Source organism: Streptosporangiales bacterium, from assembly GCA_009379825.1.
GTDB lineage: Bacteria > Actinomycetota > Actinomycetes > Streptosporangiales > WHST01 > WHST01.
The window spans coordinates 1-24,151 of sequence record WHTA01000076.1; the positions used below are offsets into that span (position 1 = coordinate 1).

The 24,151-nt window shown below is 67.7% G+C and carries 23 protein-coding genes and 1 pseudogene; 14 read left to right on the plus strand and 10 right to left on the minus strand.

Annotated features, from left to right (window positions below; genetic code table 11):
* Positions 1-286: 286 nt before the first annotated feature.
* The 9 genes from GEV07_25315 to GEV07_25355 all read right to left on the minus strand — a co-directional run bounded on the left by GEV07_25315 (position 287) and on the right by GEV07_25355 (position 9,863).
* Positions 287-934, minus strand: a complete 648-nt coding sequence (locus GEV07_25315) for a 3-oxoacid CoA-transferase subunit B (protein MQA05891.1) — start codon at positions 932-934, stop codon at positions 287-289.
* Positions 931-1,599, minus strand: coding sequence for a 3-oxoacid CoA-transferase subunit A (locus GEV07_25320; GenBank protein MQA05892.1), 669 nt, complete (start codon positions 1,597-1,599; stop codon positions 931-933). The genes GEV07_25315 and GEV07_25320 overlap by 4 nt, the downstream gene beginning before the upstream one ends.
* Positions 1,600-1,690: 91 nt before the next feature.
* Positions 1,691-2,995, minus strand: a complete 1,305-nt coding sequence (locus tag GEV07_25325) for an aminotransferase class III-fold pyridoxal phosphate-dependent enzyme (GenBank protein ID MQA05893.1) — start codon at positions 2,993-2,995, stop codon at positions 1,691-1,693.
* Positions 2,992-4,665 (minus strand): methylhydantoinase, encoded by a 1,674-nt coding sequence (locus tag GEV07_25330; GenBank protein MQA05894.1) that lies wholly within the window; start codon positions 4,663-4,665, stop codon positions 2,992-2,994. Before GEV07_25330 ends, GEV07_25325 begins: the two co-directional genes overlap by 4 nt.
* On the minus strand, positions 4,662-6,686 hold the full coding sequence (locus GEV07_25335) for a hydantoinase/oxoprolinase family protein (GenBank protein ID MQA05895.1): 2,025 nt from the start codon (positions 6,684-6,686) through the stop codon (positions 4,662-4,664). The genes GEV07_25330 and GEV07_25335 overlap by 4 nt, the downstream gene beginning before the upstream one ends.
* The gene (locus GEV07_25340) at positions 6,683-8,158 is read right to left on the minus strand and encodes a hypothetical protein (GenBank protein ID MQA05896.1); all 1,476 of its coding nucleotides are present in this window, start codon (positions 8,156-8,158) and stop codon (positions 6,683-6,685) included. Before GEV07_25340 ends, GEV07_25335 begins: the two co-directional genes overlap by 4 nt.
* Before the next feature lie 167 nt (positions 8,159-8,325).
* Positions 8,326-9,093: a helix-turn-helix domain-containing protein gene (locus GEV07_25345; GenBank protein MQA05897.1), complete on the minus strand. Its 768-nt coding sequence runs from the start codon at positions 9,091-9,093 to the stop codon at positions 8,326-8,328.
* A 63-nt stretch (positions 9,094-9,156) separates the two neighbouring features.
* Positions 9,157-9,675: a hypothetical protein gene (locus GEV07_25350; GenBank protein MQA05898.1), complete on the minus strand. Its 519-nt coding sequence runs from the start codon at positions 9,673-9,675 to the stop codon at positions 9,157-9,159.
* On the minus strand, positions 9,672-9,863 hold the full coding sequence (locus GEV07_25355; protein MQA05899.1) for a hypothetical protein: 192 nt from the start codon (positions 9,861-9,863) through the stop codon (positions 9,672-9,674). Before GEV07_25355 ends, GEV07_25350 begins: the two co-directional genes overlap by 4 nt.
* Positions 9,864-9,921: 58 nt before the next feature.
* On the opposite strand from GEV07_25355, the pseudogene GEV07_25360 reads away from it, so the two are divergent.
* Together GEV07_25360 and GEV07_25365 are read left to right on the plus strand one after the other, a co-directional pair.
* Positions 9,922-10,032, plus strand: a pseudogene (locus GEV07_25360) (recombinase family protein).
* A 93-nt stretch (positions 10,033-10,125) separates the two neighbouring features.
* Complete coding sequence (locus GEV07_25365) at positions 10,126-10,524, plus strand: M24 family metallopeptidase (protein ID MQA05900.1); 399 nt, start codon at positions 10,126-10,128, stop codon at positions 10,522-10,524.
* A gap of 53 nt (positions 10,525-10,577) precedes the next feature.
* On the opposite strand, the gene GEV07_25370 is transcribed toward GEV07_25365, so the two are convergent.
* Complete coding sequence (locus GEV07_25370; GenBank protein MQA05901.1) at positions 10,578-11,228, minus strand: cupin domain-containing protein; 651 nt, start codon at positions 11,226-11,228, stop codon at positions 10,578-10,580.
* Between the two features lie 78 nt (positions 11,229-11,306).
* Here GEV07_25370 and GEV07_25375 point away from each other — a divergent pair, with 78 nt between their 5' ends.
* The 12 genes from GEV07_25375 to GEV07_25430 all read left to right on the plus strand — a co-directional run.
* Positions 11,307-12,377: an extracellular solute-binding protein gene (locus GEV07_25375; protein MQA05902.1), complete on the plus strand. Its 1,071-nt coding sequence runs from the start codon at positions 11,307-11,309 to the stop codon at positions 12,375-12,377.
* Between the two features lie 26 nt (positions 12,378-12,403).
* Positions 12,404-13,969, plus strand: coding sequence for an amidohydrolase family protein (locus GEV07_25380; GenBank protein ID MQA05903.1), 1,566 nt, complete (start codon positions 12,404-12,406; stop codon positions 13,967-13,969).
* On the plus strand, positions 13,885-14,346 hold the full coding sequence (locus GEV07_25385) for a hypothetical protein (protein MQA05904.1): 462 nt from the start codon (positions 13,885-13,887) through the stop codon (positions 14,344-14,346). The genes GEV07_25380 and GEV07_25385 overlap by 85 nt, the downstream gene beginning before the upstream one ends.
* A 10-nt stretch (positions 14,347-14,356) precedes the next feature.
* Positions 14,357-15,277, plus strand: coding sequence for an ABC transporter permease subunit (locus tag GEV07_25390; protein ID MQA05905.1), 921 nt, complete (start codon positions 14,357-14,359; stop codon positions 15,275-15,277).
* Between the two features lie 45 nt (positions 15,278-15,322).
* Positions 15,323-16,129, plus strand: a complete 807-nt coding sequence (locus GEV07_25395) for an ABC transporter permease subunit (protein MQA05906.1) — start codon at positions 15,323-15,325, stop codon at positions 16,127-16,129.
* The gene (locus GEV07_25400) at positions 16,126-17,262 is read left to right on the plus strand and encodes an ATP-binding cassette domain-containing protein (GenBank protein MQA05907.1); all 1,137 of its coding nucleotides are present in this window, start codon (positions 16,126-16,128) and stop codon (positions 17,260-17,262) included. The genes GEV07_25395 and GEV07_25400 overlap by 4 nt, the downstream gene beginning before the upstream one ends.
* Before the next feature lie 16 nt (positions 17,263-17,278).
* Positions 17,279-18,157, plus strand: a complete 879-nt coding sequence (locus GEV07_25405; GenBank protein MQA05908.1) for a cellulase — start codon at positions 17,279-17,281, stop codon at positions 18,155-18,157.
* Positions 17,998-19,506, plus strand: a complete 1,509-nt coding sequence (locus tag GEV07_25410; protein MQA05909.1) for an extracellular solute-binding protein — start codon at positions 17,998-18,000, stop codon at positions 19,504-19,506. Before GEV07_25405 ends, GEV07_25410 begins: the two co-directional genes overlap by 160 nt.
* A gap of 34 nt (positions 19,507-19,540) precedes the next feature.
* Positions 19,541-20,446 carry an ABC transporter permease subunit gene (locus GEV07_25415; protein MQA05910.1) on the plus strand — a complete coding sequence of 302 codons (906 nt, stop codon included), beginning with the start codon at positions 19,541-19,543 and terminating at the stop codon, positions 20,444-20,446.
* Between the two features lie 10 nt (positions 20,447-20,456).
* On the plus strand, positions 20,457-21,302 hold the full coding sequence (locus GEV07_25420; GenBank protein MQA05911.1) for an ABC transporter permease subunit: 846 nt from the start codon (positions 20,457-20,459) through the stop codon (positions 21,300-21,302).
* 960 nt (positions 21,303-22,262) lie between these two features.
* Positions 22,263-23,705 carry a DUF3459 domain-containing protein gene (locus GEV07_25425; GenBank protein ID MQA05912.1) on the plus strand — a complete coding sequence of 481 codons (1,443 nt, stop codon included), beginning with the start codon at positions 22,263-22,265 and terminating at the stop codon, positions 23,703-23,705.
* Between the two features lie 91 nt (positions 23,706-23,796).
* On the plus strand, positions 23,797-24,151 hold a 355-nt coding region (locus tag GEV07_25430; protein ID MQA05913.1), incomplete at its 3' end, for an SDR family oxidoreductase.

Sequence of the window (24,151 nt, forward strand, 5' to 3'; positions counted from 1 at the left end):
CAGCTAGACCAGAGCACTTCACCGACAGTGACCCAGCCCGCTACCGACGGAAACGCCCTGCCAGACCTGGGGCATCGAGCCCAGGCACCGACTGCTACTTGGCCGACACGTTGCCCCGAACCAGCTGCGCGGAAATCCGCGCTAGCAAACCAACGAGTTGCATCGCCCGACGTTGCCCATCGCACGGTAAACACGCCGCGACTCGACTCGCCTCCACGAATTCACCGATGAATGACTCGTAGCAAGGAGCGAAGCGAGGATCAGTGGTCACCGTTTCGTGAGTGGTTTAGTCGGGACAACGTCTGGCGTCGAGCAGCGGTACGTCGAGCAGGCGGACGAGATCGGCGTACGTCGACCCGTACGTGGTCAGCACATGGACCCCGTCGGCCCTGATCTCGAAGGTGGCGAGGTCCGTGTAGACGCGGTCGACGCAGCGGACCCCGGTGAGCGGGTAGGTGCACTCGGGCACGAGCTTCGGCGTGCCGTCCTTCGTCAGTAGGGTCATCATCACGAACACGCGCCGGGCCCCGCTCGCCAGGTCCATTGCCCCGCCCACCGCCGGGATCGCGTCCGGGGTGCCGGTGTGCCAGTTCGCCAGGTCCCCGGTCGCGGAGACCTGGAAGGCCCCCAGGACGCACACATCCAGGTGACCGCCGCGCATGATCGCGAACGAGTCGGCGTGATGGATGTAGGAGCAGCCGGGCAGCTCCGTCACGGGGATCTTGCCCGCGTTGACCAGGTCGGGATCAACCTCGTCTCCGACGGCGGGGCGGCCCATGTTCAGCATGCCGTTCTCGGTGTGCAGCACGACCTCGGATCCCGGCTCGAGGTGGTCCGCGACCAGGGTGGGCTGCCCGATACCGAGGTTCACGAACGACCCCGCCGGGATGTCCCGAGCCACGGCGGCCGCCATCTCGTCCTTGGTAAGGCTCATGCCGGTGGTCCCACGGCCACGACCCGGTCGATGAAGATCGACGGCGTGACGATCGTCTCCGGGTCGAGCCGGCCGGTGTCGACCACCCGGTCCACCTGCACGATCGTCGTGCGTGCGGCGGTTGCCATCACCGGGCCGAAGTTGCGGGCGGTCTTGCGGTAGACAACGTTGCCCATCCGGTCGGCAACGTACGCGCCGACGAGCGCGACGTCGCCGGGCAGCGGGTGCTCCAGGACGTGCAGCCGGCCGTCGAGCTCGCGGACCTCCTTCCGCTCGGCAAGCAGGGTGCCGACGCCGGTGGGAGTGTAGAAGGCGCCGATGCCCGCTCCGGCTGCCCGTATCCGCTCCGCCAGGGTGCCCTGGGGGACCACCTCCAGTTCGACCTTGCCGGCCCGGTAGAGCCCGTCGAAGACCCACGAGTCGTGTTGCCGCGGGAACGAGCAGATGACCTTGCGCACCCGTCCCTTGGCCAGCAGGGCTGCCAAACCGGTGTCCCCGTTGCCCGCGTTGTTGGACACGATGGTCAGGTTCGCGGCGCCTTGGTCCAGGAGCGCGTCAATGAGCTGGGCCGGAATGCCGGCCATCCCGAACCCGCTGACGAGGACCGTCGACCCGTGGTCGATCTCGGCCACTGCGTCCGCGACCGAGTCGCAGATGGTGGTCACGAGAGCACGATCCTTTCTGCGGGTGCCGTTGAGGTGTTCGTGGAGGGGCTCGCCCGACGCCGCCGCCCTCTACTGCCGACGAATCTCTGCCTCACGACACTGGAGACTCACGACGGGGATGACCGACACGGGACAGCGCCGCGTCCAGTTTGTCCACCAGCTCGTCGAGTTCGGCCGGCGAGATGATCAGCGGTGGAGCGACGAGAACGCCGTCGCCGGCGCCGTTTCTGGCGCCCTGTACCGCAGGGTAGAGCAGCAGCCCTACTTCGCGTGCTGCAGTGAGCAGCCGCTGTGTGAGTTGGAGGTCGGCGGGCCACGGCCGGGTGGCTTCCTTGTCTCCCAGCTCCAGCGCGTGCAGCAGTCCGAGTCCCCGGGAGTGCCACACGATGCGGTGTCGCTCGGCTAGCGACTGCAACGCCGTCGCCAGCCGCCGGCCCATGTCGTGTGCGTGCGTGACGAGTTCGCGTCGTTCCATCTCGCGGATTACCGCGACACCGACAGCGGTGGTGAGTGGATTGTTGCTGTAGGTGTGACCGAAGTCGACGTAGCCTTGCCGCGCGAGGACAGCGTCAGCGACGGCACCGGTGACGACGACGCCCGCGAGCGGTCCGTAGCCACCGCTGATTCCTTTGCCGAACACGAGCAGGTCGGGAACGGCACCCCAATGCTGCACTGCGAACCAACGGCCGGTCCGCCCGAAGCCGCTCATCACCTCGTCGGCGATCCACAGCACGTCGTGTTCGTCGCACCAGTCGCGCAGCAGCTCGTGATAGCCGGGCGGGGGCACCAGCGCGCCGCTGGACGCGCCGCCGACTGGTTCGGTCACCACGCCGGCAAGCCGGGTGGGGTCGAGCCCGTCCAGCTCGGCACGCAGTGATTCCACCGACGGTGTGAACGGATCGTCCGCGTGCAGCCGCGGGAAGCCATGCAGGAGTGGCTCGACGCCGGCACGGCGGCGAAGCTGCCCGGTGAGCGACAGCGCTCCGAGGGTGGAGCCGTGGTAGCTGAGCACGCGGGACACGAAGTTGACCTTGTCGGTGTGCCCGCGGGCAGCCGCGTAGGACAGCGCGATGCGTAGCGCCAGCTCGTTCGCGTCCGAGCCGCTGCTGCTGAATATCGACCAGGTGAGCCCGCCGGGTGCGCGTCGGCCGACCAGCTCTGCCAGCAGCTCGGCGGATTGGGACCGGAACTGGGTGCGGTGCGCGAAGGCCACCGACCGGGCCTGCTCGGTGAGCGCGGCGGTGATCCGCTCGTCGCCGTGGCCGAGGTTGGCTGCGACGGCACCCGAGCTGCCGTCCAAGTACCGTGTGCCGTCCGCGGCATGCAGGTAGACGCCAGCGCCGCGGGTGACCAGCGGCAGTTCGGCCGGGGTGACGGGGAACAGGCGGCCGGTCATGACGGCCGCCCGCGGTAGTCGCGCGCGATCTCCTGCTCGGTGAGGTAACCACCGGCCAGGTCGGCGGCGAGCTCCTCCTCGGGACGTTCGCTGGGTGGTCCCCAACCACCGCCGCCCGGTGTGCGCAACCGCACCCGGTCGCCGTGGCGCAGCTCGACGTTCTCGCCCTTCGACCGCATCGGCAGCACGACCTCGCGGCCGCCGAGTACGAAGTACGGCGAGGCGGTGCTGCCCGGTCGCCCGCCTGCGACCCCGCGCGGCGCGGTGCGGGCCTGATCACCCAACAGCGAGATACGTGCCGTGGTGCCCGTGAACATGAACTCGTAGTCCACTCCGAAGCCGCCGCGGTAGCGGCCGGCACCGGCCGAGTCGTCGCGCAGGCTGTAGCGCTCGAACCGCAGTGGATAGCGCTGCTCGGTCACCTCGATCGACTGGGTGCGTGCGCTGGACATCAGGCTGCACCCGTTGGAAAGTCCGTCGCCGGCGCGGTTCCCTCCGTATCCGCCGCCGAGGAACACGTACATCACATACGGGTTGCCCGCGTCGTCCTGCCCTCCCATGGAGAGGTTGTTGATCGTGGCGCAGCTGCCGGCCGGCACCCGCTCCGGCGCGGCCTTCGCCAGCGCGCCCAGTACTGCCGTGATGATGCGTTGCGAGGTCTCCGCCGCGCAGCCTGCCACCGGCCGGGGTACCGCGGCGTTGAGGAATGTGTCATCCGGGATCCCGAAGTGTAATGGCTCGAAGATGCCGCTGTTGAGGGCGACGTCCGGGAAGATGTGCTTGATCGCCACTACTGCCGACGACACGGTGGCCGCCTCCACGCTGTTCATCGGGCCGAGGCACGGCGCCGAGCTGCCGCTGAAGTCGATGGTGAGCCCGTCGCCGCGCACGGTCGCCCGCACTCGGATCTCGAGCGGCTCGTCGACGAGGCCGTCGTTGTCCATCACTTCGGTGAACTCGTAGTCGCCGTCCGGCAACTCCGCGAGGTACGAACGCATCTCCCGCGCCGCCCGCGCCTCGAGCTCGTCCCAGCACCGCTCGATGACGTCGGCACCGTATTCCGCGATCAGCTCCGAGAGCCGCCGCTCCCCTACGCCCAGGGCGGACACCTGCGCGTCGATGTCGCCGTCGATGTCTTCTGGGATACGGCTGTTGTACTTGAGGATGTCGACGATGTCCCGCCGTATCTCCCCACCCGCGACGATCCGCACTGGTGGCAGCCTCAGCCCTTCCTGGTACACATCGGACGCCTGCGCAGCGAACCCGCCGGGTACCCGGCCGCCGATGTCCGGCCAGTGCCCGGTGTTGGCGAGGTAGCACAGCAGTCGGCCCTCGTGGAAGAACGGCCGCACCATCTTGACGTCCATGATGTGGGTACCGCCGAGATACGGGTCGTTGAGCAGGTACACGTCGCCCTCGGCGGGATCATCGATGTGGCGAGCGACCGCGCGCACGGCGAACTGCATGGCGCCGACGAAGATCGGCAGCCCCCGCTCCCCCTGCACGATCATGCTTCCAGTGCCGGGCCGGTACACGCCATTCGCCCGGTCTAGTGCGTCCGAGATCACCGGCGAGAACGCCATCCGCTCGAACACCGTGTCCATCTCGTCCACGAGCTGTTCGAGACGTCCCCGCACGACAGCGAGTGTGGTCGGATCTACTGTGGTCACGCGTGCACCTCCACGACGAGCGAGCCAGAGGGATGCGCGTGCACGCGTGCTCCTGGCGGGATGAGTATCGTCGTGTCGGACTGTTCGATCACGAGCGGGCCGTCCACGATGTCGCCTTCGGCGAGTGCGCCGCGGCCGAGCACCGTCGTATCGAACGCGCCGCTGTCGAACACGACGCGTCGCCGTCCCGGAGTGCGGCTGGTGTCGTCTGGCACGTTCAGCGGTGGCCGCTCGCGGCGCGCGGTCACCGTGGTGCGCAGGTTTACGAGCCGTACCGGCGCCGAGCGCAGCGACCCGCCGTAGTAGGCGCGGTAGGCGTCCACGAACGCGGCGGTGAGCCGCTGCGTGGTCCAGCCCTCCGCGTGGTCGCCCAGCTCGACAGGTACCGTGTGCAACTGCTTCTGGTAGCTCATCTCGGCCCAATGCGCGACGGCGAGTTCGTCCCCGGGGAGGCCTTCCGCGTGCAGCTGTCCGGTGCCGCGCGCCGTGTGTCCGACGAGCACCTGCTCGATCGCGGCAGGGTCGACCCGGTCCACCACGTCTTCGACCGGGTGCGTGAGGTCCACGCGCGCGTCGGCGACGAGGCAACCGAGCGCACAGGCCAGTCCTGGACGGGGCGGCAGCACGACATGCGCGCAGCCGATCTCCCTGGCCAGCTCTACGGCGTGCAGCGGGCCCGCGCCACCGAAACCGACCAGCGCGAACTTGCGCGGGTCGGCGCCGGCGTCCACGGAGACGTTGCGGATCGCGCCGGCCATTTTCGCGTTGGCCACGGCGATGATGGACAGTGCGGCCTGCTCGGGATTCAGGCCGAGCGGCTCGCCGACGTGCTCGCGGATCGCGTGCTCCGCGGCCTTGTCGTCCAGCCGCAGCTCCGCTTCGGTGCCCAGCGACGCCTCGCGTGGCAGCCGGCCGAGCACCAGGTTCGCGTCGGTGACCGTGGGCTCCTCGCCGCCGAGGACGTAGCACGCCGGGCCGGGGTTCGCGCCCGCGCTGCGCGGCCCCACCTGGAGCACCCCGCCACGGTCCACGGTCGTGATCGAACCGCCGCCGGCACCGATGGTGTGGATATCGACCATGGGCAGCTTGAGCGGGATCCCGAAGCCGAGCTGGGTCAGTGTGCTCACCGCGGGGGCGCCGCCGGGGATCAGCGCGACGTCGAACGACGTGCCCCCCATGTCGGCGGAGATGACGTCGGGGTGGCCGGCGGCGGCCGCGATGGCCGCGGCGGCCACGGTGCCGGCCGCGGGTCCGGAGAGCACCGTCCGCGCGGGCTCGCGGATCGCCCTCGACACCGGCATCAGCCCGCCGGAGGACTGCATCACCTGCACCTCGTGGGCAAACCCGCCCGCACTCAACTGCTCGCGGACGCTGGTCAGGTAGCCCCGCATCATGGGCTGCACGTAGGCGTTGACCGTCACGGTGGACGCTCGCTCGAACTCGCCGGCCTCCGCGGCCAGCTCGTGCGACAGCGAGACCGGCACGGAGGGTAGCCGTTCCCGCAATGTCGAGCCGAGCATCCGTTCGTGCTCGGCGTTGGCGTACGAGTTGAGCAGGCACACGGCGGCGGCCTCGAAACCACCGGCCTCGATCCGCTCGGCGAGTTCGTCGATCGCGGGTGATTCGAGCGGTACCAGCACCGTGCCGTCGGCCGCGATCCGCTCGACGGCTTCGAAGCAGTGCGCGCGCGGAGTCAACGGCCGGTAGCCGCCGGTCAGACCGTAGGTGTGTGGCCGGTCTCGTCGCCGCAGCTCGAGCACGTCGCGGAACCCGGCCGTCGTGACGAGCGCGACCCTCGGCCCACGCCGTTCGACGACGGCGTTCGTCGCGACCGTCGTGCCGTGCACCACGGTGTCGAGCTCCGCGAGCGAGGTGGCCGCCTCGCGCAACCCGTGCACGAGGCCGTCGGCCTGGTTGATCGTGCTGAGCACCTTCGCGACGGTGACCTGACCTGTCGCCGAATCGGTGATCGTGACGTCGGTGAAGGTGCCCCCTACGTCGACACCGGCGCTCATGGTCATACGGCCTCCGTACGGGTTGCTGTGGTCGCCGGCCGCGGCGTGCGCAGCCGGTCGAACGCGGACGTCGCCGCCGCGTCGGCGGGGGTTAGCAGTGACACCCCGACGATGAGCAGCGCGGTACCCAGCAGCGTGGGCAGGATCGGGTCGAACCACTCGGGCGTGAGTCCCATGGCCTGGACGACGCGACCGGTCACCGCGGACACCGCGCCGAAGACGAGCCCGGACCACGCGGCCTGGCGGGTGGTCCGCCGCCAGTACAGGCTGAACAGGATCAGTACGCCGCCGGAGGCGCCGGCAACGGTGTAGGCGATCGTCATCATGTCGGTGATGTACGTGGGGCGCCACAGGCCGAAGGGCAGAGCGGCGAGCCCGAGCAGCACGACCAGGTACTTGGTGCGGCTCAGCAGTTGCCTGTCCGTCCACTCCGTGCGCGTGACCTTGCGCAGCAGGTCGTGCGTACCGGACGAGGCGGCGGTGAGCAACCACGTGTCCGCTGAGGACAGGATCGCACCGAGAATGGCCGCGAACAGGATTCCCGCGATGATGGCGGGTGTCTGCTCGGCGACGAACTGGACCCACACCGTCTCGGTGTCCGCGATGTTCGGGTAGAGCTTCCTGGTCGCCACGCCGGCAAGGCCGATCAGCGCCCAGAACGGCAGGTACACGGCCGACACCGCGATGCCCGTCTTGATCACGTCCCGCTCGCTGCGCGCGGCGTAGAACCGGGTGAGAAAACCGGGATGGCCAAGGTAACCGAGGAACCACACGAAGAACAGCGCCGCGACGTTCAGCACGCTCAGCGCTCCACCTGTGATGCCGAAGTAACCCGGCTGTTCCGCGGAGAGCGTGCTGGTGATCTCACCCCAGCCGCCCGCGGCGCTGATCGTGATCGGCACCACCACCGCCACGGCGAGCAAGAACGCGGCCGCTTGCACGAAGTCGGTGTACAGCACGGCTTTCTGCCCGCCGAAGAACGTGTAGAGGATGACCACGGCGGTGATCACGATCACGGCTGTGCCGTAGTTCCAGCCCCACAAGGAACCGAACAGCAGGCCACCTTGCACCAGAACCGTCGCCAGCAGGAACACCATCCAGAGCACCGTGATCGCGGAGAACACGGCGCGCAGCCCGGGTGAGTTGAACCGGTCCGCGAGGTATTCGGGGATCGTGAATCGTCCGTATCTGCGCAGCCGGGGACCGACCGCGAAACAGATCAGCAGCCACGAGAACGCTACGCCGAGCGGGATCCAATGCACGGAGAAACCCGTGCGGTAATACGAGCTGATCAAGCCGAAGAACGTCGCACCGGACACCGTGGACGCGATCAGCGAGCCGGTGATCAACCACCATGGTGCGGATCTGCCCGCGACAACGAAGTCCGCCGAGTTATCGGTTTTGCGGTAGCCGTGCCACGCGGAGAACGCGACGATGACGGCGAACACGGCGACGCAACCGGTGATGACGGTGTTCATGGGCGATCACCCCGCTCACGTCGGGTACGCAGCAGGTACGTTCCGATGGCGAATGCCAGCGCCATCTGCAGAATCCCGAGCAACAGCAACGGGAGCGCGTCGGTGAACCAGTTCATAGTGGTACTCCTTGGCAGGCCAGGTGGTGGGTGGTGGTGCGCAAGCCGCGTCTATCCACCCGCGACACCGACCGCGGGAATCGGGGACATTCGGTCAGCTGTCTTGGTGAGCTCGTCCAGCCATTCGGAAGGCCGGAAGCGCGGGATCGGGCCCGCGATGCTCAGCGCCGCGACGACGCGACCGTGCCGGTCTCGGACCCCGGTCGCGATACCCCGAACCTCGTCGGCGTACTCCTCATCGGTCGTCGCGTATCCGTGCCGCTTGACCTCGGCGAGCTCCCGCAGCAGCGCGGACTTCCGGCGGATCGTGTACTTGGTGACCGCGGGCAGCGTGTCTGCGGGAAACAGCGCGTCGAGCTCGTCGCGGGCCAGTTCGGCGAGGAAGATCTTGCCGGAACCGCAGCTATGCACCGGCATCCTGGTGCCGATCCTGATCTCGGCACGCAGGATGCTGGCACTCTCGAAGCGCTGCACGATGATCGCGTTCCTGCCCCGGTGAATGGCAAGCGATACCGCCTCACCGGAAAGGTCCGCGAGCTGCCGCATCGGGGCCGCCAACGCACCGCCGAAGCGGGAGCTGTCCGGCACCGCGGAGCCGATCTCGAAGGCGGCGATGCCCAGCCGGTAATTCCCGGCGTCCAGGCGCTCCACGAACCCGTGGTCCGACAAGGTGGCCAGCAGCAGGTGCACGGTGCTTCTGCCGAGCTCGAGCCGGGCAGCCAACTCGGACACTCCGAGTCCCTCCGGACTACCGGCCAGCTGGGTGAGCAGGCGCAATGCATTGCTGACACTCTTCACCCGCCGCAGTGTGTTCGACATTGACGAACACCTTTCGTTACTGTCGATACCGAGGTTAAAGGTGCGCGATGTGGTGGTCAATGCTCATGGCGGCATGGACGCCGCGATCGACCAAATAGCGTTCGACATTGACGAAGTAGTGTGCTGAGTCGTTAATTCGGTGAAGATAGGTGGCGATGGTGTCGAGGCTCTCGTCGGCGGTCTTGGTCCAGATGAACGGTCGCGGTTGGTGTTCCAGTCCTCGATCCAGGCGCGGAGGGCGGTCTCGAGTTCGGTGACGCTGCGGTAGGTGCCGCGGCGGATCATGCGGCGGGTGATCTCGGCGAACCAGCGTTCGACGATGTTCAGCCAGGAGGAGTAGGTGGGGGTGAAGTGCAGCTGGAACCGGGGGTGGGCGAGCAGCCAGTTCTTGACGGTCGGTGCCTTGTGGGTTGTCCAGCACCAGGTGCACGTCGAACTCGGCGGGGACCTCGGCGTCGATCTGGGCCAGGAACTTGCGGAACTCGATGGCGCGGTGTGTGCGGTAGGTCGAGGTGATGACCTTGCCGGTGGCGATCTCCAGGGCCGCGAACAGGCTGGTGGTTCCCGCGCGCAGGTAGTCATGGGTTTGCCGGGCCGGGGCCGCGGGCATCATCGGCAGCACCGGCGCGGTCCGGTCCAACGCCTGGATCTGGGACTTTCTCGTCCACGCACAGCACCAGCGCGCCCTCCGGTCGGCTGAGATACAGGCCGACGACGTCTTTGACCTTGTCGACGAAGAACGGGTCGGTGGACAGCTTCCACGAGTCCACCTGATGCGGCTTCAGCCCGAACGCCCGCCAGATCCGCGAGATCGCCGTCTGGGTGAGCCACGCCAGCGGCGACTACACGATCGCCGACCTCACCGAGCTGTTCTCCGTGTCCAGGCCGACGGTGTACCGCACGCTGCAACGAGGCTCGGCCTCCGCCACAACTGGCTGAGCGTTTGGCTGCCTACCTTGCGGCTCGGAACAGCTTCGGGAGTTCCGGGCCAGGTCACCACGGTCCTCATGCGCACGGCGGTGGTTGGGCGCCATGCGCACGGCGGTGGTTGGGCGCCCCTCCGGCCGGGTCCGTGAGGTGGCAGCCTGCCTGGAACACGCAACCGACGCGGCGATCGCGGCAGCGACCGCCGGTGCGCCCGCACCGGCTCCGGACGACGCGGTCCTCGCAGAGCTGGACCTCGTGCGCCGGCGCTGCCACCGCATCGGCTCCAGCCTCGGTGTGGCGTACTCACCCGGCTGGCTGGAACCGATGACGCTGGTCGCGGGGGACGAGCACACGCTGGCCCCGGGGATGTCGTTCACCGTCGAACCCAACCTCGCTCTCCCCGACGAAGGCTTCGGCATGAAGATGGGCGAGACCGTGCTCTGCGGCTCCGATGGACCGGAGTCGTTGACGCGCTTCGACCACACCCTGCACATCGCCGAGTGAGCAGCCACCCCGTGCATGCTGCGGCGGCGCAGAAATCGCGACGGCGCCGCAGCCTAGTCTTCGTCGGGGCTGGGTGGGCTGCAGATCCACAGCACCTCGGCCGTTGCGTCGGTGTGGTTCTCGACGCGGTGGGCAACGGAGCTGCGGTACTCGATGCTGTCGCCGGTGTCGAGTACGTGGGTGCTGTCGCCGAGCCGGAGCGTGACGGCGCCGCGTATCACGAGGAAGACCTCTTGCGAGTCACCGTGGGTGTACGGGTTCTCGCCGGTCGACGATCCGGGTTCGAGTTCGCCGATGTAGGCCTCGAGGTGTTCCAGGGGTCGCTGAGTGATGAGGTACTTGCGAGAGCCGGGTTCGCTGTCGAGCCAGGGGCGGTCGGCGCGGCGGAGGACGCGCGGCGCTACGGGTCGGTCGTCGTGGAACAGGTCCGCGATGCTGATGCCAAGGGCCTGGGCGATGCGGCGGAGGGAGCCGATGCTCCCGCTTGTGTGACCACGTTCCAGCTGGCTCAGAAAGCTCGGACTGACGCCTGCCCGGGTCGCGGCCGCGCGCAGTGACATGCGGCGAAGTCGTCGAAATGCCCGGATGCGGTCGCCGAGCTCCTGGTGTTCGGCATGGCCGGTTACGTCATGGGCTGGCGCGACCACTTGTCTTCCCTCGTCTGCTCTTGTAGCCGTGTCAAACAGAGCGTACAGTCGAATCATCGCACTGTTTACTCCATGCGAACGACCCGTTCACGATCGGTGGCGAGCGGGGCGTCGTGACTGGCTGTGGAGGTGCTCATGTTACGTAGGCGCCTTACCGCGTTTTTCGTTGCGATTGGTCTTGTTCTCGCGGCGTGTGGCCCGGAAGGTCCGCGTTCGGAGTCGGGCGCCGAGCTGGGGGGAAAGCTTGTCATCTCGAGCTGGGGTGGCTCGTTCAGTGAGGCGACGCGGCAGTCCCTGGCCCAGCCGTTCGGGAAGGAATCTGGGGTTGACATCCAGATCGTCGACGCGCCGGGCGAACATCTGGCGCAGGTGGCGGCACAGCGCAAGGCTGGCAAGGTGCGCTGGGACGTCATCGACTCCCTGGACGGCCCTACCGCCGCGCTGATGGCCAAGCGTGGCCTGCTCGAGACGCTCCCGGGCGATGTTCGAACGAGATTGCAGAAGTCGACGAGCGAAGACATGGTCCTCGACTACGGGGTGATGCAGTCGAGTATCGCTAACGTGTTGGGCTGCAATCGACAGAAGGCCAGGTCGTGCCCGAAGTCGCTTGCCGATTTCTTCGATACGCAGCGTTTTCCGGGACCGCGGATGATGTACAACGCGCCGATAGACAACCTGTACACCGCGTGGGCCGCCTCCGGCCGTGTCCCGGAGAACCCGACGGACGCCGACGTCGACCGCGCGTTCGCGTTGCTGGAGAAGATCAAGCCGTCCGTGAAGGTCTGGTGGAGCTCCGGCGATGAGTCGCAGCAGGCACTGCGGTCGGGCCAGGCGGTGATGGGTGTCGTGTGGAACGGCCGCGCCAAACAACTCATCGATGAGGGCCTCCAGCTCGACGTGGTGTGGAAGGGCGCCTTCTACGGACCGGCGTACACCGTGGTGGTCAAGGATGCGCCCAACAAGAAGGCCGCGTTCGCGTATCTCGAGTACTACGCGAGTCACCCAGCCGCGGAGGCCCAATGGGCCAAGGCCGTCAGTTACGGGGTCGCGAACCCGAAAGCGCTCGATCAGCTGCCAGCCGAGACCGCCCGATACCTGCCTGAACACCCGAGCCACGTGGACCAGCTCGTGACGCCGAACATCGACTGGTTCACGGCCAACAACGACGAGATCAACAAGCGGTGGAAGGAGTTCTTGGGGAAGTGACACCCCCTCGATCCGACCGTGGGCTCGTGATGCACGGTGGCCGTGTCCGAACCCTCGATCGCGTCGGCCGGTTGGCGCAGGGGGTCGCCATACGTCACGGACGCGTCGTGGCGGTAGGCAGCGACGCGGACGTGCTGTGCTGGGCACACAGCGGCGACGAGATCATCGACCTGCACGGCCGGACGGTGCTTCCTGGACTGATCGACGCGCATGCGCACGTCGAGCTGGGAACGTACGCGAACTCCTGGTGGACCGATGTGCGGTCGGTCGGTCGCGCGGAATGCCTTAACCGGCTGAAGCGGGCCGCTGCCGAGCCCGGGTCAGGTTGGGTGGTTGGACAGGCCACGTACGGACAGGATCTCCCCGACCGGGACGAGCTGGATGCCATAGCTCCCGCGACACCGCTTCTCATCAGATGGAGCATGCATCTACTGGTGGCGAACAGCGTGGCGTTGCGAAAGGCACGCATCGACCGCACGTTCTCGCCGCCGACGGGTAGTCGAGTGCGGCGAGACGAGAACGGTGAACCAACCGGCGTGGTGGAGGAGGGCTTCGATCTCTTTCCGGTTCCCTATCCCGACGTGGATTGGCTGACGCGCAACTTGCGGCGGGAGCTCCTCACCTCCTTCGCACCGTATGGTGTGACGACCATTCATGAACTGCCGGCGACCACGTCTGGTACCCACGCCTGGCAGCTACTGGCACGGCAAGCAGAACTACCTGCCCGGATCATCCTCAATCCGATCGTGGCGCCGGGACACCAACCCACGATCGCGGACGTGGACCACTTCCTCGACGCCGGGTTCGTGACCGGCTTTGGGGACGAGTGGCTGCGGCTGGGCGCGTTGAAGGTCTTCGTCGATGGCGACGAGGCGGCGGCCTACAGCTACGAACAGCTCAGTGACGCACCAGCCGGCTGGGGGCTGCTCACCCAGTCGCTCAACGACTTAGCGAATCTGCTGAGCGCGTGCTTCCGCGCACGACAGCAGGTGTGGATGCACGCGATCGGCGACGCCGCCCAGGACCTTGCGCTGGAGTCGATCGCCCAGGCCGTCACCAGGAGTCCGGGATGGGAGCATCGGACCCGGATCGAGCACATCGCGAACCACGGGATCCGCGCAGACCAGCTCGACCGGATGCGCCGGCTGGGTGTCATCCCGGTTCCGACCGCTGCCTTTATGCACGTCACTGCGCCGGAGCAGACGGGACCTGGTGACTGTTACCCGTATCGCCGGCTCATCGATGCGGGGCTTCGCCCGCCGGGAAACTCCGATACCGCTGGCACGCAGCCGTTCGCCACGAACCCATGGTTCGGCATCTCCCGCATGGCCAACCGGCGGAACAAGAAGGGCGAGCCGTTGTCACCTGGTCAGCGGGTCGACGTCGCCGAAGCGATCACGACGTACACGGCGCATGGCGCCTTCGCCGGTTTCGAGGAGCAGACCAAGGGATCGATCGAGATCGGAAAGCTCGGGGACCTCGCCGTCTTCGGGCGTGACCCGGTCAACTGCGATCCGGCTCGGATCGAGGACGTGACGGCGGATGTCACGGTCGTCGGCGGCCACATCGTTCACGACAGAAGCGGCACGTAGCAGGGATTGGTCGACCACACGGAAAGGTGACGACGGTGAATGATCGAGACACCGCGGCGGCGATCGCGGGATTCACCTGCCTCTTCGTCAACGAGGTCACACCGGGCCGCGAGCAGGAGTACCTCGACAAGGTCGAGCACCATGTGCTCCCGCTGTACTGCAAGCACGGGGTGGACCTGATCGGCTGCTGGCATGGCGGGATCGGTGTGAAGAGCAACTCGGTGATCTTCCTCATCAACTACCACAGCATGGAGAGGTACAACGCGCTCTACTCCGATCCGGAGTACATCGACATGGACGCGACGATGGGCTTCAGGCAGATGCGTTCCAACGTGGCCTGGCTGCTCCGCCCGGCGAGTTTCTCACCGACGCAATAAGAGGTGACCGATGGAACCAGTCGCCGGTGCCCGGCCGTCTGGCGGCGATGTGCAAGCACGGGGATCGCGGCAACGGACAGGAGTATGGCGTCCGTGGCCGAGTGGTTGGCTAGGGCTCGGGTTGGCTGCCCCTCTGGTGGCCTTGCTCGTGGTCTTCGCCGCCTATCCCGTACTGCAGCTGATGGCCGAGTCAGTGGCGTCGACCGGAGGCACGGACGCGTACGTGGAGTACTTCCGCAGCCCCTCAGCGATGCGCGGTCTGCTGCTGACTCTGGTGACGAGCCTGGTGGTGACGGTCCTGGCCGTCGTCGGTGGCGCGATGGTGGCCTGGACGATGCTGACGGCAAAGTCCGGGCTCGTGCGCGGGATGCTGTGGGTCGCCACGCTGACGCCGATGTGGATGGGTGTGGTGGTCAAGAACTACGCGTTCACGCTTCTACTGGGGCGGGAGGGTGCGCTGAACGGTGCGCTCAAGCTGCTGCCGTTCGTCGAAGAGACGCCGACCGACCTGCTGTACACGCCGACCGCCGTCGTGCTCGGTGTCCTGTACTCGATGATGCCGTTTGCCATTCTCCCGCTCTACGTGGGTCTTCGGCAGATCGACCCGGATCTGGTGCGGGCCGCGGAGGGGTTGGGTGCCTCGCATGCGGGTGCGATCCGTACGGTGGTCGTGCCGCTTGCCACTCCGGCCTTCGTGGCGAGTGCCGTGGTCGTCTTCGTGATATCCATCGGCTTCTACGTGACACCGATCCTGCTGGGAGGTCCGCGGTCGGCGTTCGTCGCGAGTCGGATCCAAGATGACCTCTTCAAGTACTTCAACGAACCCGAGGCGCGGGTGGCATCGGTGACGATTCTCGTCATCGCGGTCGCCGTCGTGACGCTCGCGATGCGCGTAGTCGGTGCCGATCGAATCCGGCGCGCCATGTCGTGACGGTCGGGGCGGTCATCAGCAGGTTTGCTCGAGGGAGGGTCGATCATGAAACCTCGTGAGCAGCTGTCGAGCCGATTGTCGACATCGGTGAGCCGCATCGTCGTGGCGGTGTTCGTGGCCTTTCTCTTGGTGCCGGTGATGCTGGTGATCGCCTTGTCGTTCTCAGGGACGACCTTCATCCAGTTCCCTCCCAAGTCCTGGGGCTGGCGCCAGTACAGTGCCTTGGTGCAGTCGGAGTACTGGCTCGAGGCGATTAGATTATCCGCGATCATCGCTGCCGCCACCGCGATCGTCTCGACTGTGATCGCGCTGATGGCGTGCTTTGCGATCTTCCGGACCCGAATGCTGGGTGGCCAGGTTCTCCGTGTCGCCGGCGTCACTCCGTTGATCATCCCGGTCGCGGCGTATGGCGTTGCGCTTTACGGTCTGTTCTCGCGCCTGGATCTGATCGGCTCGACTGTTGGCCTCGTCGTTGCACACACGCTACTTTCGATGCCGCTTGCCGTGGTCATTCTCGGCGCCAGCATGGAACAGATCTCGCCCGAGCTCGAGTACGTCGCCATGTCCCTGGGTGCCTCCCGTGCTCGCGCATGGGCCGGTATCACGATGCGCCTGCTGGCACCAGCGATTGGCGCGTCGCTGGTCTTCTGCTTCGTGAGCAGCTTCGACGAGGCGGTGCTCGTCAATTTCCTGGGCGGGGGAGTGCTCGTCACGCTACCGAAGGCGATCTTCGACTCGGTACGGTTCGGCGTCGACGCGCTCATCACCGCCGCCGCGACCCTGCTGATCGTCGCCACCGCGGGTCTAATGGCGGTGGCCGGCCGGTGGCAGAAGGCGGTGCGTCGCAGATGAGTCCGACGAGCGGCAAGGCACACGTATCGAGGGCCGCGGCCCCGCTGGACGCGACGACCGTGCCAGTCGCCGTGGAGTTCCGGGGAATCGGCAAGGACTTCGGCACGACCGTGGCCGTGTCCGAAGTGAACCTGCCCGTGCTCGCGGGCGAGTTCCTGACGATTCTGGGTCCCAGCGGCTCGGGCAAGACCACGCTGCTGAAGATGCTCGCCGGCTTCGAGGCGCCCTCGCGCGGTGAGATTCTGCGCGACGGGGACGACCTCACCCGTCTGCCACCTGGCAAACGCGACATAGGCATGGTGTTCCAGCAGTACGCACTCTTCCCGCACATGACTGTGGCGCAGAACATCGCGTACGGCCTGCGCATGCGTGGCTGGTCGAAACAACGGCAAGCGCAACGTGTGACGGAGATGCTCGAACTGGTGCGGCTCGGTCACCTCGGGACACGACTGCCGCGCGAGCTCTCCGGTGGGCAGCAGCAGCGGGTCGCCCTCGCCCGCGCCCTGGCGTTCGGGCCCGGATTGCTACTCATGGATGAGCCGCTCGGGGCATTGGACCGGGCGCTGCGGCTGGAGATGGAGGAGGAAGTACGCCGCATTCACCGTCGGCTCGAGACCACCGTCGTCTACGTCACCCATGATCAGGAGGAGGCACTGAGCCTATCCGACCGGGTCGCCATCATGCGCGATGGCCGGATGGTCGCAGTCGGCGCGCCCGACGCGCTCTACGAGCGACCGCCAACGGCGTTCGTCGCCGCGTTCTTCAGCGGTTGCAACCTCGTGCCTGCGGAGCTCGTGAGCCGCAACGGCGATACCGCCCGTGTCTCCCTGCTCGGGCAGCAGATCGACGTAGCGTGCCTCCTCGACCCGGATGACCGAGACGGCATCCTGACCGTCCCCGCGAGCGCGCCCATGACGCAATCCACCGATGCGCCCCATGTCAGGCTGCCGTGCGTCGTCGAGGAGGTGCTCAACCTGGGTGACCACGTGCAAGTCACCTGCGTCGAGGCGACCGGTGCACTCGACAGGCCCCTGACTGTCCGCCGTCCGGCCAGCGACGTGACCGGGCTGACCGTGGGCCAGCGCCTCACGCTGCACGTCCAGGTCGAACGACTGTCATTCGTGCCCACCTGACCGCTCTGACCGTCACATCGCGGCGTGCGCCGACCGCGGCATTGCGGTCGCGCTCTCCACCTGGTTCCGCGAGGACACCACCAACGCGCGCGCCCGCATCTCCGGGCCCGAGGTGCTCGCCGAGCTCTGGGCGCGCACGCTGGACACCATCGCGGCGGACGGCCTGCTCGGGCACGTGTTGTACGTCGACCTGTGCAACGAGTACCCGCTCCCGCTGTGGACCCCGTTTCTCTATCCGGGCGAGGACGCCGAGGTGCGTTCCAGGACCGAGGGCGAGGTGCACTCGTGGATGGAGGAGTCGCTCGCCGCGCTCCGCGCGCGGCATCCCGAGCTGATCTACTGCTTCTCCTTCTGCAACGAGTTCGAGAGCTACCAGGAGCAGGACGTCTCGTGCCTCGACCTGCTCGAGCTGCACCTGTGGATGGTGCAGCCGGAGTGCAGTGACTTCTACGAGAGGCTCGGTTACGGGCTCGGCGCGGATCGCTTCGACCCCGTCCACTACACGCGGCTCGCCGCGGGTGGGGAGCGGCTGTACGCGAGCGATCCCGACCACTGGCGGCAGCGGCTCGCCGTGCACATCCACCGCGCGGCCGACTGGTCGCGGCACGCGAACAAGCCGCTGGTGACGATCGAGTCGTGGGCGGTCGTGAACTACAAGGACTGGCCCGGCCTCGACTGGGGCTGGGTGAACGAGCTCTGCGAGTACGGCGTCGACACCGCGGTGGACACGGGCAGATGGCTGGCCGTCTCGACGAGCAACTTCTGCGGGCCACAGTTCGTCGGCATGTGGCGCGACCTGCGCTGGCACCAGCGGCTGACGTCGCGGATCCATGGCGGGGAGACGAGCCTGTCCGCGGAAGCCGATCCCTTCCTCCGGCACCTGGCAAAGGGGTGAGAGCGGTGGCTCGACCTCAGCACCCGTCCAACCCGTTGACGAAGACGACGACGCGCCGCGGTTTCGTCCGCACCGTCGGTCTCGGCGCCGCACTCGGTGCGGTGACGCCGCTGCTGCAGGCCTGCGGCAGCGGCAGCTCCGACGAGGTGACCCTCACGTACTGGACGCACCAGTACGATCCCGCGATCGCCGTGAACAAGCGGCTGATCAAGGAGTACCAGAAGAAGAACCCCGGCGTGCGCATCACGTACGACTATGTGCCGCACGCCAACTACGAGCAGAAGCTCTTCACCGCCCTCGCCGGCGGCAGCGGGCCCGACGTGTTCTGGGCGGGTGACTGGCTGGTGCCGCAGTTCCTCGAGAACAACGTGCTCGCACCGGTCGACTACGCCGCCTATGGCGTGGAGTCGAAGGACGAGTTCCTCGCACTCTTCGAGCCCGGCTCGCTCGACCCGTACGTCAAGGGCGACGAGGTCTTCACCGGCGGCCTCTCGGAGTACGAGGTGTTCAGCCTCTTCTACCACCCGCAGCACCTGGCGGAGGCAGGGCTGCCGGAGACGTTGCCGGACGAGCCGGTGACCTGGGAGAAGCTCGCGCAGTACGCCGGCAAGATGGCGAAAACGAAGGGCGGCAAGCGGGTCCGCGACGGGATCGAGTGGGAGGTGAACAACAACGTCTGGTCCGTGCTGATCATCGAGCCGATGGTGCGTCAGCTCGGCGGTGAGCTGTTCGACGAGAAGGCCGGCAAGCCGCTGTTCACCTCGCCCGAGGTCACCGAGGTCCTGCAGTTCCTGCAGGACCTCGGCGGCAAGCACCAGGCGATCGACCCCGGCTTCTACACGCCGAACAGCGTCACCCAGTTCTTCGCCGAGGAACGGGTGTCGATGAACATCGCCGGCCCGTACCAGCCGTCCCTGATCGAGGACACCAACCCGAAGGCCGAGTACCAGGCCGCACCGCTCCCGGTCTTCTCCGGCGGCGACCGCACCACCACCATGTACTCCTGGGCGTGGTTCGTGAACGCCCAGGCGGACGAGGGCAAGCAGCGGGCCGCGTGGGAGTTCGTCGAGTTCCTCACCTCGCAGGGCAAGCTCTGGTGGGACGAGGTGCGCTACCCGCAGGCCCGCAAGGGCAAGACGAAGGGCGGCGAGGACATCAACGAGTACAGGAAGAAGACCTCGCCGAGCTACGCCGTCGCGCTGGCTGACTACGAGTACGGGAGGTACCAGTTCAGGTCCACTGACTACTACAAGATCGCGTCCGCGCTGCAGCGCGCCCAGTCGCGGGTGCTGCAGGGGCAGGACGTGGCCGCGGTGTTGCAGAAGGCGCAGCGTGAGGCGGAGTCCTGACCTGGCGGGGGAGGGCACGGTGACGTCGGCGACGCTGCAACGCACCAGCGCCACCGTTCCGCCGCGCCGGCGCGGCAGGGCACCGACCAAGGAGGTCAAGTACGGCCTGCTGTTCGCGCTTCCCGCGATCGTGTTCTTCGCCGGCTTCTATGTGTATCCGCTGCTCTGGGCCGGGTACATCAGCCTGCAGGACTGGAACCTGCTCGGCGCGCCGCGCTTCGTCGGGCTGGCGAACTATCTGAGGCTGCTGAGCGACGGGGAGTTCCACAACTCGCTGGCGGTGACGTTCTACTACACGATCGGCACCGTGGTGCCGATCTGGGTGATCGCGCTCGGCCTCGCCATGGTGCTGAACCGGGCGTTCAGGTTCCGTCAGGCGTTCCTGGCCGCCTTCTACCTCCCCGCCGTCGTCTCCCTCACGGTGTGGTCGCTGGTGTGGCTGCTCATGTTCAACCCTTCGTTCGGGCTGCTGACCGTGTTCACCCAGCCGCTCGGGCTGGACTACGTGCGCTGGCTCGCCAGCGAGGACCTCGCGATGCCGTCGCTGATCCTGTTGAGCATCGTCAAGGGCGTCCCCGTGTACATGCTCATCTACCTGATCGGGCTGCGCGGCATACCCGACGAGTACTACGAGGCGGCGCGGGTCGACGGGGCCAACGGCGTGCAGCGGTTCTGGTACGTCACGCTGCCACTGCTGCGCCCGATCATGCTGTATGTCGCGGTCATCTCGATCATCACGGCGTTCCAGGTGTTCACTCCGGCATACCTGTTGACCCAGGGCGGACCGGGATCCGCGACCAGGGTGCTGCCGCTGTTCGTGTACCAGCACGCCTTCCAGTACTTCGAGATGGGTTACGCGAGCGCGGCGTCGATCGTGCTCTTCCTCCTGCTCATGGTGCTGACCATCGTGCAGTTCAGGCTGCTCCGTTCCCGTACCTGAAGGCCGGACCATGGTGATCGACAGACGCAAGGGCTCCCGCGCCGCGGCCCGCGCGGCCGCGTTCTACGCGCTGCTGCTGGCCGGTGCGCTGCTCATGCTGCTGCCCGTGCTGTGGATGGTGTCGGCGTCGTTCATGGCGCGATCCGACATCGTGTCGAGCCCGGTGAACCTGCTGCCGCCGAGCCTGCGGCTGCAGAACTATCAGGAGATCTTCACCCTCTTCAACATCGGGCACTACCTGCTGAACAGCATCATCGTCACCGGCACCGTCATCGTGCTGAACGTCGTGTTCTGCACGATGACCGGCTACAGCCTGGCGAAGTTCAGGTACCCGGGCCGCAACCTGGTGTTCGGGTTCATCCTCGGAACGTTCATGATCCCGTTCACCGTGCTCGCCATCCCGCTGTACCTGCTGGTGCGCTCCCTGGACTGGATCGACAGCTACCAGGGGCTGATCGCGCCGTTCGCGCTCACCGCGTTCGGCGTGTTCCTGATGCGCCAGTTCATCGCGAACATCCCTGACGAGTACATCGAGGCGGCGCGGATCGACGGGGCGAGCGAGGCGCGCATTTTCCTCCGCATCATCACGCCGCTGTGCCGTCCGGCGATGGCCACGCTGGCGATCCTCACCTTCGTCACCAACTGGGACGAGTTCCTCTGGCCGCTCATCGTCACCACCACCGACCAGCACAGGACGATCACGGTCGGGCTCGCGTACTTCCTGGAGCAGCACCAGAACCAATGGCACCTGCTGATGGCGGGGGCGGTCGTGGCGGCGGTGCCGTCGGTGATCCTCTTCCTCGTGGCGCAGCGGAAGTTCCTGGAGAGTGCTGGCGGCATCTCCGGCATCAAGTGACGGCATCGATCGACGACGTCGAGCAGAACGGGAGACTCAAGTGGTACTGACGGGCGAACCGGTCGTCGTCGGCGGTGCGGACGGCGAGCTGGGCCTCCGCCTCGATCCGAGGTCGGGGCTGCCGGTGGCGCTGGTCGCGGGCGACGAGGCGACTGCCATGTCGCTGCCGCTGGTGGTGTCCGTGACGCTGGTGACGGAGGGCGCCGAGGCGTTCGTGCCACCGCACGGCCTCGGCTACGTGGACACCGTTGACCTGGGCGCCTTCACACTCGCGGAAGGGTCGATGCAGCACCGCGCCGATGGCCCTGACGACGTCTACACACTCCACGCCACCGCGCCGGGATGGATGGTGACCTGGGAGTACACGTTCAGGCAACGCCACCCGCGGGTCGGCCTCGCGGTGCAGCTGGCCCCTTCCCGCGGCGGCGAGGGGACCGAGGGGACACTGCGCGACATGCGGCTGGACGTCGAGGTAGCGCTGCCGGACGCCGCGGGCTGGCTGGTGGAGGCGCCAGGCAACGAGCCGCGGCCCGGTGTGCCGGTCGGCGCGCTCGGTACGGCGGTGGACGTGTCCACGGCCGGTGGCTCGCGCGGATCGAGCGGACTCGTCGCGGCGCACGATCCGCGGCAACGGCAGACCGTCGTGCTCTGGCCGCTGTGCCGCACCGAGATCGGACGGTGCAGGATCCGCGGTGCCGAAGAGGCGCTGCAGATGACCGTCGACACCGGTCTCGCGGGGCGGCTGGGCGTCGGTGACGCGCTGCGTTACGAGTCGCTGTACCTGGACCTGCTCGACGCGAGCTGGGAGGAGGTCCGCGCCGACGTGCCGTCGTGGTATCCCGGGCTCGGCATTGCCGCGCCGACGGACCGTCCGCGAGGGCCGCGGCGGCGGGCATCTTCGAGGTGCAGATCGGTTACTCCGTCTTCTGGGGCGGCTACAGGTAACAGCCGTACCCTGACGTGCCTGCCCTCGCTGCGGATCTCGATCGGATCGCCGACCTCGGCTACGACGTGCTCCAGATCATGCCGCGGCAGCCGTACCCCAGCTACAACGTGCACGACTACACCGACGTCAGCACCACCTACGGCGACGAGGACGAGCTGCGCGCGCTGGTCGATGCCTGCCACGCGCGGGGCATGCGCGTGATCCTGGACATCCTGCTGCACGGCGTGATCGATCAGGAGGTGATGGCGGCAACCGCGGAGCGGGTGCGGGGCGGCCCGTTCGCCGCTCGCCTCGCGGAGACCACCACCGACGTCTGGGGAAGCGGCCAAGACTCCCTGGACGCCCGAGACATCGCGTGGTCGCGGCACATCCTGGACTTCGAGCCGTACTGGTCGGCCGGCTCGCCCAGCCGGCACCCGCTCGCGGACCAGCATCCCGAGTGGTTCATGCGCGACTCCGCGCAGCGGATCATCGGCGTCTACACCAAGGCGTTCGACGTGGCGAACAGGGCGTGGCAGGAGTACTTCTGCGCCGCGGCGGAGGACCTGGTGCGCCGTCTCGACGTCGACGGCTTCCGCTTCGACGCGCCCACGTACAACGCGCTGCCGAACTGGTCCGAGGCGACCAGCCGGCGGGCGAGCCACTCGCCGCTCGGCTGCCTGGAGCTGTTCCACCTGCTTCGGCGGCGGCTGAAGCGGGTCAAGGAGTCGGTGATGCTCTACACCGAGCCGTCCGGCGTGCTGTTCCACCAGAGCATGGACGTCACCTACAACTATGACGAGCAGCGGCTGATCCCCGCGGTGCTGCGGCCGCGCACGGACGCGGCGGCGGACATCGGTGTGCGCAACGGCAGAGAGCTGGCCGGCTGGCTCCGCGACCGCGACGCGGTACTGCCGCGCGGCGCGGTCATCGCGCCCCACGTCGACTCGCACGACACGTTCTGGTGGCCGCTGCCGGGGGAGAAGTGGCGGCGCGAGCAGTACGGCGTCGCGGCCACCCGGGCGCTGCTGGCCGTCTTCGCGTTGAGCGGCGGCGCGTACATGACCTTCGTCGGCGGAGAGTGCGACATTGAGCCCGAGGTGCGACGGGTGCACCGACTGCGCGCCGAGCTGCCGGAGATCCGCACCGGCCGCGCGGACTACGACGTGGTGGCCGCCGACGCGGCGGAGGTGTTCGCGGTGGCCCGCAGCGCTGGCGGCCGCTTCACCCTCGTGCTGGTCAACCTCTCCGCCGAAGCCGTCACGGCCAGCTGCACCGTGGCCGCCGACCGGGTCGGCCTGGCCGGTGGCGGGGCCGTGCTGCGGGACCGCTGGGACGCCGGCGACGGGGTAGGTGGTGGCCAGGGTGCCGAGATCCGCATGGAGACACAGTCGGAGGGCACCTGGACGCTGCGGCTGCCGTTCGAGCCGTACCAGGTGCGGGTGCTCTCGCCGCCGGACGCCAAGATGACACCATGACCGACTCGATGAGCGATGCGGCGAACCCGCTCGACCTCACCGGCACGATCGTGCTGACCACGCAACCGATGGCGCCGGCGCCATCGGTTGCGTGGTCACCGAGACGCTGAGCCGGTTCGGCGCCACCGTCGTGGTCAACGACGTCGTTCCCGCCGAGCAGGCCCGCGAGGTGCTGCCCGAGCACGACAGGGTGCGGTACCTGCGCGCCGACACCACCGAGGAGCGCGAGGTGGAGCGGCTGCTCGACGGCTGCGTGGCCGAGGTGGGCACGCTGCCCGACGCGGTGTGCTGCCACGCTGGCGTCGCCGCCAGCCACCCGGTGCACGAGTTCCCGCTGGCGGAGTTCGACCGGCTGATGCAGGTCAACGTGCGGGCGTCGTACGTGCTCGCCAGGGCGGTGGCCGCGCGGTGGGTAACGGAGCGGATGCCGGGGCACCTGGTGTTCA